At 59.9% G+C, this 12961-nt stretch carries 13 protein-coding genes; 4 read left to right on the top strand and 9 right to left on the bottom strand.

Translation table 11 applies throughout. From position 1 onward, the window contains the following. The 4 genes from HMPREF3171_RS12200 to HMPREF3171_RS08040 form a co-directional block, all read right to left on the bottom strand. On the bottom strand, window positions 1–461 hold a 461-nt coding region (locus tag HMPREF3171_RS12200; RefSeq protein ID WP_070484337.1), incomplete at its 3' end, for a hypothetical protein. Between the two features lie 122 nt (window positions 462–583). Next, complete coding sequence (locus tag HMPREF3171_RS08030; RefSeq protein WP_070484176.1) at window positions 584–1681, bottom strand: DNA alkylation repair protein; 1098 nt, start codon at window positions 1679–1681, stop codon at window positions 584–586. A gap of 46 nt (window positions 1682–1727) precedes the next feature. Further along, the gene (locus HMPREF3171_RS08035; RefSeq protein ID WP_070484180.1) at window positions 1728–2174 is read right to left on the bottom strand and encodes a hypothetical protein; all 447 of its coding nucleotides are present in this window, start codon (window positions 2172–2174) and stop codon (window positions 1728–1730) included. A gap of 91 nt (window positions 2175–2265) precedes the next feature. Then, the gene (locus tag HMPREF3171_RS08040) at window positions 2266–3888 is read right to left on the bottom strand and encodes an SWIM zinc finger family protein (RefSeq protein WP_141743384.1); all 1623 of its coding nucleotides are present in this window, start codon (window positions 3886–3888) and stop codon (window positions 2266–2268) included. Between the two features lie 70 nt (window positions 3889–3958). Between HMPREF3171_RS08040 and HMPREF3171_RS08045 the strand changes: the two genes are divergently transcribed. The 4 genes from HMPREF3171_RS08045 to HMPREF3171_RS08060 all read left to right on the top strand — a co-directional run bounded on the left by HMPREF3171_RS08045 (window position 3959) and on the right by HMPREF3171_RS08060 (window position 7322). Next, on the top strand, window positions 3959–4582 hold the full coding sequence (locus HMPREF3171_RS08045) for a hypothetical protein (protein WP_070484185.1): 624 nt from the start codon (window positions 3959–3961) through the stop codon (window positions 4580–4582). Window positions 4583–4672: 90 nt separating this feature from the next. Beyond that, window positions 4673–5581, top strand: a complete 909-nt coding sequence (locus HMPREF3171_RS08050; protein ID WP_070422943.1) for an ABC transporter substrate-binding protein — start codon at window positions 4673–4675, stop codon at window positions 5579–5581. 2 nt (window positions 5582–5583) lie between these two features. Continuing rightward, a complete protein-coding gene (locus tag HMPREF3171_RS08055) occupies window positions 5584–6549 on the top strand; it encodes an amino acid ABC transporter permease (RefSeq protein ID WP_070422944.1) in 966 nt (321 codons plus the stop codon). 20 nt (window positions 6550–6569) lie between these two features. Beyond that, the gene (locus tag HMPREF3171_RS08060) at window positions 6570–7322 is read left to right on the top strand and encodes an amino acid ABC transporter ATP-binding protein (RefSeq protein WP_141743385.1); all 753 of its coding nucleotides are present in this window, start codon (window positions 6570–6572) and stop codon (window positions 7320–7322) included. A gap of 50 nt (window positions 7323–7372) precedes the next feature. Here HMPREF3171_RS08060 and HMPREF3171_RS08065 read toward each other — a convergent pair whose 3' ends face one another. The 5 genes from HMPREF3171_RS08065 to HMPREF3171_RS08085 are packed head-to-tail and all read right to left on the bottom strand — an operon-like array spanning window position 7373 to window position 12955. Continuing rightward, window positions 7373–8116, bottom strand: coding sequence for a sulfite exporter TauE/SafE family protein (locus HMPREF3171_RS08065; RefSeq protein WP_321195424.1), 744 nt, complete (start codon window positions 8114–8116; stop codon window positions 7373–7375). A 2-nt stretch (window positions 8117–8118) separates the two neighbouring features. Then, entirely contained in the window at window positions 8119–8598 is a 480-nt protein-coding gene (gene coaD / locus HMPREF3171_RS08070) for a pantetheine-phosphate adenylyltransferase (RefSeq protein WP_070484190.1), read from the bottom strand. 1 nt (window position 8599) lies between these two features. Beyond that, window positions 8600–9181, bottom strand: a complete 582-nt coding sequence (gene rsmD, locus HMPREF3171_RS08075) for a 16S rRNA (guanine(966)-N(2))-methyltransferase RsmD (RefSeq protein ID WP_210385603.1) — start codon at window positions 9179–9181, stop codon at window positions 8600–8602. An 18-nt stretch (window positions 9182–9199) separates the two neighbouring features. Then, window positions 9200–11302 carry an ATP-dependent DNA helicase RecG gene (locus HMPREF3171_RS08080; protein WP_070484196.1) on the bottom strand — a complete coding sequence of 701 codons (2103 nt, stop codon included), beginning with the start codon at window positions 11300–11302 and terminating at the stop codon, window positions 9200–9202. Continuing rightward, window positions 11303–12955: a DAK2 domain-containing protein gene (locus HMPREF3171_RS08085; protein ID WP_070484199.1), complete on the bottom strand. Its 1653-nt coding sequence runs from the start codon at window positions 12953–12955 to the stop codon at window positions 11303–11305. Window positions 12956–12961: the final 6 nt, after the last annotated feature.

Raw genomic sequence — 12961 nt, forward strand, 5'->3', positions numbered from 1 at the left:
GTCTCCGGAACACCGGTACCAAAAACCCGCGTCTGACAACCTTTCTTTTTCTTCTTCCAGGCTTGTCTTCGTTCGAGTCTCCGAGCACGTTTGGCTTTGCGGATATCGACGACCCAACGCGGTACGAACGGCCACGGAAGCGGAATTCCGAACGCGCCCGTAAAACCAATGACTCCAATGCCCCAGGCAACTATGCATGGGACCATCAGTACTGTTTCGGCAGGCTCCGGAAGTCCCATATCTGCGATTAACCCTGTGAGACCAACAGCGCCCATGAGTAGCGTGCTGTAGGGATAAATGAAGAGCGGACCATCGCTTACTCCGCCTTCTGAATCAGCCGAGTCGTACCACCGTTCCGATCTGGGAGTCTTTCGCACGCTCCGAATGTAGTAGGTCCAGTAAAGAACCATGACCACCACAGACCCCATGCAGACGAGCAACGCCGTAGTATCTCCGCCCATAGAGCATGACCTCCTGTGGATGCGTGTTGCGGTCTGCAAAACGCTACCAATTTCCGGCTAATCAAGCTCGTCAGCAAATTGAGATCTGCCCATTCGGCCCGGTGACCGTACAAACGCAACGGCTACTTCTCGGTGAGCTCAAAATCCACTAGCTCGCCTTCGCACCCGTTAACCACCAGACTTACGGCCTGCGTGCCTGGGTAGTAGGTACGCGTGCTGATAACCCGAAACGCGTGCGTCTTGGCCACCACACGTGTTTCACCCGGCGCCAGCGCGAACTTCCCGAGGCGGAACACGCTCGGCTGTCGGGTGCCGTTCTTTTTCAGGAAGTGCACACGGTAGTCTGCCAGCACATTCACGGCGGTGTTCCCCGTGTTGGTGAGTGTTGCGGACAAGGTCGCCTTCTCCCCTATGGCCACGGCGTGAGGGAATTCAGGGCGGGTAACGGTGATTGCTGTAGGCGTCGAAAACCCGGCAAGATCCAAGGCTTCACTGTTACCGCGCTTGATCAGACCGCGCAATCCCCGTTCCACCACCCAATCCGCGTATGGCGCCCCGCTGGTCGACCAACGCGAGGCGGTGGCAAGCGCCAACTCAGGGTGCGTGCGGCCGATGTCGTTGAGGTTGTTGGCAACGGATTTTCTCACGAACAGCGACGCATCGTCGTAAAGCCGATCCAAGACCGGAATGATCGGCGAGGGGTCCTCCACAAACGGCGTGTGTACCTTCGCCCACGGCAGACGCGGGCGGATGCCTTCGGAGGCGAGGCGGCGCACGTTGTGGCTGTCTGATCCAGCCCACTGATGCACCCGCGACATGGTTAGCGCTGGGTAGCGATCCAAGAAAGGACGCACCGCAAACTCACCGGTGAACACCCTCGTCAGTGCCTCAATCGCGTCTAAAGAAACCTCCGGATCATCCACCCCGTACAGTTCAATGAAGCGGCTCACCGGCCACAGGTGGAAGGCATGGTTGAAGTATCCCTCCCCTTCCGCGAGTTCGGGGCCAAGCTTTTCGACGACCCCGCCAACCATCTCGACGTAATCCCCCTCAAGTCGTTCCCGAAGCCCCTGTGCGAACACGGTCACACGGTCTAGGATTTCTAGACCTTCGACGCGTGGCGCGACCCACGCGGCGTATTCCTCGCCATCAATACCAAGCTGTGCGCCGAGTTTTTGCGCCGTTTCGGCGTTGAAATAGTCCTTCATTTTGGGGGCCATAGACGTGCATTATGCCCGGCCACGGTTACTCAGCAGGTGGCCAGAGCTATTTCTTCCTTTTGTTTTGGTTGCTTTTCGTTTTCCAGGCTTCTCTGCGTTCGCGGCGTCGAGCGCGCTTGGCTTTGCGGATATCGACGACCCACCGCGGCACAAACGGCCACGGAAGTGGAATCCCGAACGCGCCCGTAAAACCAATGATTCCGATGCCCCCGGCAGCCATGCATAAAACAAGCAACACCGTTTCAACAGGCTCGGGAAGGTTCATAATTCCGAACAAAACGAAGGCACTGGCAGTACCAATAACCAGCGATCCGTAGGGATAGACGAAGAGCGCGCCATCGCTCTCTGAACCGTTTACATCGCCCTCGTCGTACCATTCCTCCGTTTTGGGCGCCCTTCGCACGCCCTGGATGTAGAAGGTCCAGCAGGCGATCATCAACAGGACTCCACCGATACAGACCAGCAGCACAGTAATATCAAGATCCCTGCTCATAGAGTATGACCTCCAAGGCTTGAGTGTCAGGTACCAAACAAGCTACCAGCGTCTGATCAAGCAAGCTCGGGAGCAATTTGAAGGTTCGCGGCTAGTTGATCAGGCCGTAGCTGCGCCAAATCTTGAGCATCTTGGGCCGGTTTTTGTAACGGATGGCTAGCTCTTCCATCTTTTCCAGCACTGCCTTACGCGCGACTGGATCGGCCGGGAAGCAGTCGATGATTTGCGTCGCCGATGCGGCAGCCTGCTTGTACGCCCTGTCGCCACTTGCCCGAGCAATGTGCTCAGGTTCCCTGAGCATGATTTCAAGTGCACGTTCCGGGTCGTGACTGGATAGCACTGAACGGGCGAATTCAAATGCAGAGTGAACGTCGACCTCGTCGCTATCTATCACCGACAGGCCCAATTCCGGATCGTTGAATCTCATTGCCGCTTGCAGGAGCATCACGTCTCTGCCCGGGATGCCCTCTGGGATGAGGTCGATCACGTCTTCGGTCACTCCCGGTCCATGGATCACGCGGTCAAATGTCACTGTTCCCGGGTTTTCTTTGAACTTTTCAATGCGGTAGTCCAACAACGCTTTGTCTCCCAGGTAGGCGCGCAATCGGTTTTCAAAGAAATCGATTTCGTTCCAGTGGATCGGTGTATCCCACTTCGAAAGGACTGCTTTGACCTCATCTTTCCTGCCCCGTGACTCATAGAACTCGATGAGGTCCTTCACGGAGTTACCGTCGAGCAGTATTGATTCGATCTGGTCGTCGTCGCCACGCAAGAATGCAACATCGAGGAAGAGCGCCTTGGCACCGTACTTCGGTGGATTCGCCTCAAAGGCTGCGGCGATTGATTCGACCGCATCAGCGCCGAGAAGTCCCGCGTAGGCCCTCAGATCAGGCTCAACAAACGGCGCTTCCAGTGTCTCCTTCACCAACCACTTGGCAAGTTTTTGTTGGTCCTCAACGCCGTCAGCGCATGCTCGCGCGTGCAGGTCGAAGCATCGATGCAGCTCGTCGCCGAGCATCCCGGAAGAATCATCCGCACGTCCCAAAACCGCATTCAACCTCGTGATCGCGCGCTCAATTTGGGGGCGTACTGCGACGCCACGGTGCTCATCAACGTACGCCTCCACCACGTCAAGGGCATCGCTCCAGTGCCGTGCGAGTTCCATACTTTGCCAATAATCCCGAAATCCACTGCTCTTCCGCGATGCAGCGGTGATCGCCGATTTCACGTGTTCACGGACTTGCTTGTCATCGCCAGAATCTTTCAGGGCATGAAACTCCAGAAACTCCTGGACTTCCGGAAGTTGCCGCAGATGGCGAAGGAGTCGTCGCAGTTCATCTGGGCTGGCCGACTCCAAGTAGGTGTCCACCGCGTCTGGTGCGGACACGTTGGAGGATTCAACATCCTCGAGGCTTGCGGAATCGTCGAACGAGAGCTCTTTCGGGGCAAGCACCGTCAGCGCGACTGCAACCGCGTGTTTGCACCATTGCGTGCCCACCGGGCAGTTGCACGTCGTGCCCACCCGATCCCCTTGTACAAACAATGTCGTTCGGTATGGCCACGTCCCTTGGACTGCGGCCTGGACTTCGGATTCAGTGTCGCTGAGGATGGTGACATCTGCAGGGGAAATCTTTTTCCCTCGATTAAAGGCCCCAGTCCCTGCGGCGTCTTCGATGTCTTCTTCTGTCAGCCAGCCCAAGATGGTGGTAGTCATTTAGCCAGTGTAACGCCGTTGAAGACGATCGACATGGGCTTCAGGCGATGGCTTGGTTAGACTACGGCGCATGCGCCAGACCTATATCGCCGGCTTTGTCGCCGGAGCACTCATGTTGACCACGCTGACGGTTCCCGCACATGCACAGGAAGGGGCAGCGCAAGAGGACGCTCCAGTCTCCCCGAGCAACGCGCTGAAGGACACCATCGATTCGTTTGCTGCGCTGTCTGACGCGACCAGCTCGGCAAAGAAGGACGCTGAGAGCAACAAGGACAGCACAGACGGCAAGGACTCCAAGGACAAGCCGAAGGGGCTCATCGAGGCTCTTGAGCCGAACCCGGAGAAGGATCCGATGTACATCGATCCGGAGAAAAACCCGCTGAAGAAGGTGTCTAGCTCCGAGATGTTTACCGAGTGGACCGACGACATGGAAGAAGGCGAAGGCAAGGAGGTCGTCCAAGCTTGGGCAAAGGGCTCTTCCATCCCGGATACCGCTAACCCGGTTGAGCTGTGGAAGATGGAAGCCCAGGGCTCCGCAAAGATGGGCAAAGGGCTTTTCACCGGCGATTTCGCCCTGAGCTCAGAAGGATCCAGCCAGCGTACTTCCGTGTGGATCCCGGTCGTCCTCGGCATGATGGTCATTGGCCAGATCATTGAGCTGGCTATGCGTGGTATTCGTATGGCAACACAGTAGTTTCTACTGCTCGGGCGGTGCGTTTTATCATCCCGCATTCGGCGCGTAATATACGGGACTACGCAAGTATTCATCGTATGCGGGAGACCAATGCATTACCCACCCCACGCAAAGCGGCGTCTTTTCGCCGCTGTGCTCGCCGCGGCCCTGCCGCTCGCGGGCTGCGTTACTAACACAGAGGGCGGCAACCCGGACGGCTGGGAGCCGATCGTTCCGGACGCCGTACCTGAGATTGCGGCGATGGTGCCGCCAGAAATTGCCGCAGACGGCGTGCTCAACGTCGGCGCGAACCCACCGTTCGCCCCGTTCGAGTTCAAAGACTCCACCGGGCAGGTCATCGGTGTGGAGATGGACATTGCCCGTGCACTCGCTGGTGTCATGGGGATGGACTTCGATGTTGCAGACATGGACTTCTCGATGATCCTGCCCGCTGTCTCCAGTGGCAGCCTCGACGCCGGTGCTTCAGGTTTTACCGATAACGAGGAACGCCGCCAGACCTTCGACTTCATCAATTTCCTCTACGCGGGTATTCAGTGGGCTGCCGCTCCTGGCGCCGACGTGGATCCGAATGATGCGTGCGGTTTGACGGTCTCGGTGCAGCGTACGACGGTTTCGGAGACCGACGACGTTCGTCCGAAGTCAGAAGCCTGCGAAGCAGCGGGCAAGGACCCGATTACTGTGCTTGCCTTCGACACAGCAGACAACGCAGCGCTTGCAACGCTTGTCGGGCGCGCCGATGCTTACAGCGCCGACTCCCCTGTTACCGCGTGGGCTGTGGAGCGCTCCGACGGCAAGATGGAAATGATCGGCGACATGTTTGACGCCGCGCCGTACGGCATTGCTGTGCCGAAGGGTTCTGCGCTTGCGCCGGCGATGGCTGCCGCGATGCAGCACCTCATCGATACCGGCGATTACCAGCGCATCCTTGCGCAATGGAATATCTCGACAGGTCTGCTCGACCAGGCTTTGATTAACGAACAACCAGTGGGAGAACACTAAGCATGAGCACCCCCTATTCCCAGTACGTCGCCTCTCAGGGCGAACGCAAGCGTCCTGAGCGTATCGAGGCGAAACCGCTGCGCCACCCTGGACGGTGGACGCTCGCAGTGATTCTTGTACTGCTTGTGGTCTGGTTTGTCATCGGCGCGGCCCGAAACGAGGCTTACGGCTGGGACATCTACTTCCAGTACCTGCTGGATACCCGCATCGCTATGGCGGCCCTGCACACCATTGCAATCACGGTGTTGGCGATGCTGCTCGGCGTTGTCGGCGGTGTGCTGTTGGCCGTCATGCGCATGAGCCCGAACCCGGTGTTCAAGACGGTGGCGTGGGTGTTCCTGTGGATCTTCCGTGGTACCCCGGTCTACGTCCAGTTGATGTTCTGGGGCTTGATTGGCGCGATCTACGACTCGATCAACGTCGGCTTCGCCCAGATTCCGCTTGAGCCGTTTACCTCTTCTGCGTTTACCCTGGCCGTTGTTGGCCTTGGTTTGAATGAGGCCGCCTACATGGCAGAGATTGTCCGCTCTGGTGTCTCCGCTGTGCCGGAAGGCCAGGTTGAGGCCTCCAAGGCGTTGGGTATGAGCTGGGGGCAGACGATGACCCGTACGGTGTTACCGCAAGCGATGCGCATCATCATTCCGCCGACCGGCAACGAATTCATCTCCTTGCTCAAGACATCTTCGCTCGTCGTTGCTGTGCCGTACTCGCTTGAGCTTTACGGCCGCTCGATGGATATCGCCGCCGCCCTGTTCCAGCCAGTACCGCTCCTTCTGGTGGCTGCGACCTGGTACCTGGTGATCACGTCGTTGCTCATGGTCGCCCAGCACTACCTGGAGCGCTACTTCGACCGCGGTGCTACCCGCCAGCTCACTGCTCGCCAGCTCGCCAGCCTGGCTGACGCCGAGGGCACCATTCCGAACAACGTTGAAATTGTCGAAGAACCGCAGAAGAAGGGACAGCGCTAATGACCGTCAAGGAAACTCCTATGATCCAGGCGGTAGATGTCTGGAAGTCCTTCGGCAGCCTCGACGTGCTCAAGGGCATCGACCTTGAGGTCGCCCCCGGCGAGGTGACGTGCCTGATCGGCCCGTCCGGCTCTGGTAAGTCCACGCTGCTGCGTTGTGTGAACCACTTGGAAAAGGTCAACGCGGGTCGTCTGTACGTCGACGGCGAGTTGATCGGCTACAAGGAGCGCGACGGCGCACTCTACGAGATGAGTGAGAAGGACGCCGCCAAGCAGCGTCGCGATATTGGCATGGTGTTCCAAAACTTCAACCTGTTTGGCCACCGCACGGTGCTGGACAACATCATCGAAGCCCCGGTGCACGTCAAGGGCCAGCCGGTTGCAGAGGCCACTGCGCGCGCGAAGGAGCTGCTTGCGATGGTCGGTCTTGAGTCGAAGGCTGACGCGTACCCGATCCAGCTCTCCGGTGGTCAGCAGCAGCGTGTGGCAATTGCCCGTGCGGTTGCAATGGATCCGAAGCTGATGCTTTTCGACGAGCCCACCTCCGCCCTCGACCCCGAACTCGTTGGCGAAGTGCTGCGTGTGATGCGCAAGCTCGCCGATGATGGCATGACCATGCTGGTGGTCACTCACGAACTGTCGTTTGCCCGCGAGGTCGCAGACAAGGTCGCGTTCATGGATGGTGGCCAGATCATCGAGTACGGCACACCGGAACAGGTGCTGGATAACCCGCAACACGAGCGTCCGAAGTCGTTCGTCTCCACGCTGTTCTAGCCGGACACTCCCTTACACGAAACGGCCGCCCACATCCGGGCGGCCGTTTTTCATCCATACAACAAGCCTGCGAGGCCGCGGACTAGTGTGGTGGCGCCTCCGAAGAACGCAAGCCCGAGCGCGATGCGGTAGGCCTTCGCGGACGGTACGTGCGGGGCCAGCCGCTTTCCCGCGGTGATTCCGAGAAGCATGCCGCCAAAGGAGGCGACCCACAGCCAGGGGTTGATCGAGGAAATATCCGCCGCACCAGAGAGTTCCTTTGCCCCGAACGACAGTGCGCCGGCGACGAAGAACAACGGCTGCAAGGTGGCGGCATAGATGCGCTGTGGCCAACGTGCCGCGTGCGCGTAAACGGTAAATGCCGGCCCGGCAACGCCTGCGAGGGTGTTCATGAACCCGCCGACGGCGCCAGCGGCAGCTGCAGGAACCACACCTTCGATCTGAGGCACGTAGCGCTTGCCCAACGTCACCACTGACAGGGCGATGAGTAACAGGGCACCGACGATGATGAGCAGGGCGCTCGTCGATACGTGAGAGACCACCCACACCCCGGGAAGCACGCCGATGATGAGCGCGCCTGCGATCGGCCAGAACTTAGACCAATCGATGTCGCGGCGCATCCCCCAGGTGTTAAACACCGCATTGACCGTGGCGATGACGTTGATCATGAGCACGCCAACCACAGGTCCCAACAGCAATGAGAGCACAGGCCCGGTGATCAGACCCAGTCCCATGCCGGAAATGCGCTGCAGCCCAGCGCCCATCGCAACTGCGAGCGCGACGGCGATCAACACGATCAATTGCTGAATTTCTCCCGAATCGCGTCGTGGACGCTCTCCGGCACGAGTCCGGAAATGTCACCGCCGTACTTCGCAACCTCTTTGGTTAGCGAGGACGAGATGTAACCGTACTTCTCATCCGTCAGCAGGAAGTAGGTATCCACGCCGGTCAGGCGTCGGTTCATCTGTGCCATCGGCAGTTCGTACTCGTAATCGAGCGAGGAGCGCAAGCCCTTAATCAGCGCGCTAATGTCGTGCTGGGTGGTGTAATCGACCAATAGGCCCGCCCAGCTATCCACGCGAACGCCCTCAAGGTGTGAGGTGGCTTCGCGGATGAGGTCGACGCGCTCGTCGATAGTAAACAGCCCCGACGTCTTCGTAGGGTTGCCAGTGACCAGCACGATCACTTCGTCGAAATGGCGAAGGGCACGGGTGACAATGTCGAGGTGCCCGTTCGTGATCGGGTCGAACGAGCCAGGGCAGACTGCGATGGTCAATTTAGTTGTCCTCTGCTTCCGGGTCGGCGTAGACCGCCATATCCATACGTGCAATACCGTAGATGCAACGCTTGAGCTTCTGGCCGGTCGGGGTGAACTCCGCAGGCCATGCAGTCTCCGGGCTTTCGCGGTGGCGTTCAACGACAACCACTGCCCCATCCGCCAGCGCAGGTTTGAGGGCCTCGACCATCTCTGCGACCGCCTCGTCGGCTAGTTCGTATGGAGGGTCTGCCAGCACCATGTCGAAGTGTTTCTTCGGCGCCGATGCAACGTAGGTCGACGCCTTCATCTGGTGGATGTGCACGTTGGGGTGCTTGACCACGCCAGCGTTGTACTCGATGATCTTTGCCGCTTCTGGGGCACTTTCCACCAGCACGACCTCTGCCGCACCACGCGACGCGGCCTCGAGCCCGAGCGCACCCGAGCCTGCAAACAGGTCGAGCACATGCTTATCGACGAACCCGAAACGCACCTGCAACGACGAAAACAGCCCCTCGCGGGCCCGGTCGGATGTAGGTCGCGTTCCTGCCGGCGGCACTTTGATCTTTCGGCCGCGGGCTTCTCCCGAAATGATGCGGTTCATTCCCATAACTTTAACCAGCTAACTCTTGTCCAAATATTCGAAGTCTTCTGCCACAAACCCGGCGGTGGCTGCCCTGGCGAACTCGGGTTGGTTTGCTACCAAGGTGGCGGCGTCGTCGTAGGCACGTTTAACGATGTCGTAGTCCTCAACCAAGTTAATCAACCGCAGCGTGCGTTTGATGCCGGACTGGCCTGTGCCGAGCACGTCACCTTCGCCGCGGTTAAGCAGGTCAAGCTCCGCGAGCGCGAACCCGTCCGCTGTAGCCGCTACCTGGGATACGCGGGTGAAGCCGGGGCTGCCTTCCTCCGCGAGCGTGTGGAACAGACACAGCGACTGGTTGCCGCCACGCCCAACTCGGCCGCGCAGCTGGTGCAACTGGGAGACACCGAAATGCTCCGACTCGCGCACGACCATCACCGTGGCATTCGGCACATCCACGCCGACCTCGATCACCGTCGTGGACACCAGCACGTCGATGCCGCCTTTGGCGAAGTCCGCCATGACGTTGTCTTTCTCGTCGCCTTTGAGGCGTCCGTGCAGGATGCCGACGGTCAGGTCCGCAAACTCCGTTGCGGCGAGATGCTCGGCAACCTCAAGTACGCCGCCTTCGCCGTCGATACGCGGACACACAATGTAGGCCTGGTGCCCGGCTGCAACTTCTTCGCGGATCTTCTCCCAAGCGCGCTCCACCCAGCGCGGTTTGAATTCCGGGACCACCGCAGACTGGATCGGTTTGCGCCCACCGGGAAGTTCGCGCAGCGTGGATACTTCCAAGTCGCCGAACACCGTGATCGCAATGGTGCGTGGGATCGGCGTTGCCGTCATCACCAGCAAATGCGGTGTGGTCTCCCCCGCTTTGGCACGCAGGGCGTCGCGTTGCTCTACGCCGAAGCGGTGTTGTTCGTCGACAACGACAAGCCCCAGGTTGAAAAAGTCCACGCCCTCTTGGAGCAGGGCGTGCGTACCGACGACAATGTCGGCCTCCCCGGAAACAATCTTCAGCAGTGCCTCTTGGCGCTGCGCGACCGTCATCGATCCTGTCAGCGCAACCACTCGGGTGGGGAGACCCGCACGCATGAGAGTGAACGTTAGCGAACGCGCGTGTTGCAGCACGAGAACTTCCGTCGGAGCAAGCAATGCCGCCTGCGCGCCGTTATCGACGGCCTGGAGCATCGCCATCAGCGACACCACCGTCTTTCCGGAGCCAACCTCGCCTTGGAGCAGGCGACTCATCGGCACCGTCTTGGACATATCAGCCGTGATGTCCGTGATCACTTCCTTCTGGCCGCGGGTCAACGGGAACGGCAGACCTTCCAAAAGTTTGTCCTCGTCGCCGCCCTTGACATACGGCATCGCGGGCGCCCTGTGAGCGGAGGTGTCGATGCGTCGCACCCCCATCGCCAGCGCGACCGAGAGCGCCTCGTCGTACTTCAGTCGCTCCTTTGCGCGCGCAGGGCCTTCCGCACCAGGCTCGTGGATCTGGCGCACGGCAGCATTCAACGGCAGTAGGCCGATGGGGGTGAAGCCAAGTGGCTCGTCGATACGCGGCAGCGATTTCAGCACCGCATGCACCGCACCCATAATTGTCCACGTGCTGACCTGCTTCGACGCCGGATACAGGGGAAGCCACTGGCGGCCACGCAGCATTTCTTCCAGATCGCCGAAGTGAGACAGCTGACGCATGGAACCGGTCGCCTCAGTAGGACCGTCCATGAGCACGAAGTCAGGGGGCTGCAGCTGAGGCTGATTACGGTAGAAATCCAACTTGCCCGTCAGCATCGCGCGCCGACCCGGCTTCAGCACCCGTTGGGCATATTGGGAGCCGAAGAAGGTGGCTTGGAACTCCGTACGCCCATCGTGGATCATCACCTTGGTAATCGGCCGCTTGGGCGTCTTTTTAGTGTAAAACGTGTTGGCGTCGACGACCTCGCCGATCACGGTGATAGTATCGCCTGCTTCGACCCCGGTCAGGTCAGCACCGGTGCCGTAGTGCAGGTAGCGTCGCGGATAGTGCCGAAGCAGCTCGCCACACGTGGAAATGTTGAGGTGTTTCTCAATCGCCCGTGCCTGCTTCGCAGGAATAACCTCAGTCAGTGGCCGATTGTCCTCAAACCCCAGCATTTACTCCACCCCGATCTCCGCACATGCTTGCAATCCATCTGCAGGATAAACCATGACCTGGACGCCGAGCTCAGTGTTCAGCGTGCGAAGCTCCTCCTCCGACAGCTCAGCTGGGTCAAACAGCACCGTGACTTGCTCCCCGCCGTGTTCGAGCAGGCGTTTGCATGCCCGCTTCACAGCATCGAGCGGGTCTTCGGCGATAAGCAGCGTCTCCCCACGTGCGGTGACCACCACATCACCCTTGGCAACCGCGCCGCTGAGTGTCAGCGCGCCCTTCTTTGCGCGGTGAGCCACTGCCGTACGCATCTCGCCAGCCGCCTCAGACATGGAAAACGCGGCGGTAGCCAGCGGCTGGTTCGGATCGTGCACAGACAGCGCTGCAATACCGGAGACTAACCGGACTGTAGGAAGCAGTGTGATCGTCTGTTCCAGCGCTCGGGTTGCTTTCTCCACGGCAGCGAGATTCCGGTTACTGAGCAGCCCATTCGGCAGCACGATGATCTCGTTGCTGCCCGAACGCCGAATCACGGAGAGCATGTCCGAGATCACCTCGTCGCCCGGGGCAACAGTGACCACACCTGCTTCCTTATACAGCTCTGTCAGGGAGCCGGGAGGAGTCACGGCCACAATCAAGCGATCGGGGTTTCGCACCACTGGGGCACCCGGGAGCACTTCAAGGCGCAGGTTTTGGACCTTGCCGAGGCGATACGCCGTCTCAATCACAGCACCTGCATCGAGCGAGTGAATGTGCACAGTGGCTTCCGTATCAGATAGCCGAGCGATGACCAGGCTGTCGCCCAAGGGGCGCAGCTCGGTTTCCAACTCCGCAATATCGCCCTGAAACCCAAAGAGCACCTCAAGGGAGTGCTCCCGACCCGACGGCCCCGCATGCGCCATGTCAACGTGCACGTCGCGGTCTGCCCTTTCAGCAGGTGCCGGGGTGCTTTCTGCGCTGGCTTCTGTGCTGCTTTCTGCGCTGCTTACAGCGCTCTCTTGGACATCACCATCGGGTGCCGTTGCGGGACTATCCTCTACCTCTTCCAACAGCGCCTCGAGCAGAATCACCACACCGGTGCCGCCGGCATCGACCACGCCTGCCTCGCGTAGCACTGGCAGCTGCGACGGCGTGTTGGCCAAGGCCACCCTGGCCGCGGATGTCGCAGGTGCTGCGACATCGAGCAAGCTCAACGGACGCCCAATGTCCTCTACCGCTTGTTGGGCAGCCACAGACGCCGCTCGGAGCACCGTAATCACGGTGCCTTCCACCGGATCCGCAATGGCTTGGTCCACAAACTTCACGGCATGCGCCAATGCGTCCGCGACCATCTCCCCGTCCGAAGCATCGTCTTTGACAGACTGCGCGATTCCGCGCATCACCTGGGACAACACCACACCTGAGTTGCCGCGTGCTCCACGTACAGCGCCGACGGCCAGGGCTTCGGCGACATCGACGGCGCTGGCGTCGTCGCCAAGCAAAGCTGCTTGCTCGCAGGCTGAACGCATCGTGTGCGCCATGTTGGAACCTGTATCGGAGTCCGGCACGGGAAAGACGTTGAGGCTGTTGATCTCCACTCGGCGCCGCTCCAGCTCGGCGGAGGCGCGTTGGGCCCACGCACGCAACCCTGCGGCGTCGATAAGCGGAGTGACAGACATGAAGCG

Origin of the sequence: Corynebacterium sp. HMSC08F01 (assembly GCF_001807545.1) — a bacterium.
In the GTDB taxonomy this organism is placed as follows: Bacteria; Actinomycetota; Actinomycetes; order Mycobacteriales; family Mycobacteriaceae; genus Corynebacterium; species Corynebacterium coyleae.

Coding starts and splice junctions, on each gene's coding strand:
- rsmD (WP_210385603.1), bottom strand. CDS start 9,181: ATGAACCGCATCATTTCGGGAGAAGCCCGCGGCCGAAAGATCAAAGTG.
- HMPREF3171_RS08060 (WP_141743385.1), top strand. CDS start 6,570: ATGATCCAGGCGGTAGATGTCTGGAAGTCCTTCGGCAGCCTCGACGTG.
- HMPREF3171_RS08045 (WP_070484185.1), top strand. CDS start 3,959: ATGCGCCAGACCTATATCGCCGGCTTTGTCGCCGGAGCACTCATGTTG.
- HMPREF3171_RS08035 (WP_070484180.1), bottom strand. CDS start 2,174: ATGAGCAGGGATCTTGATATTACTGTGCTGCTGGTCTGTATCGGTGGA.
- HMPREF3171_RS08085 (WP_070484199.1), bottom strand. CDS start 12,955: ATGTCTGTCACTCCGCTTATCGACGCCGCAGGGTTGCGTGCGTGGGCC.
- HMPREF3171_RS08080 (WP_070484196.1), bottom strand. CDS start 11,302: ATGCTGGGGTTTGAGGACAATCGGCCACTGACTGAGGTTATTCCTGCG.
- HMPREF3171_RS08050 (WP_070422943.1), top strand. CDS start 4,673: ATGCATTACCCACCCCACGCAAAGCGGCGTCTTTTCGCCGCTGTGCTC.
- HMPREF3171_RS08030 (WP_070484176.1), bottom strand. CDS start 1,681: ATGGCCCCCAAAATGAAGGACTATTTCAACGCCGAAACGGCGCAAAAA.
- HMPREF3171_RS08055 (WP_070422944.1), top strand. CDS start 5,584: ATGAGCACCCCCTATTCCCAGTACGTCGCCTCTCAGGGCGAACGCAAG.
- HMPREF3171_RS08040 (WP_141743384.1), bottom strand. CDS start 3,888: ATGACTACCACCATCTTGGGCTGGCTGACAGAAGAAGACATCGAAGAC.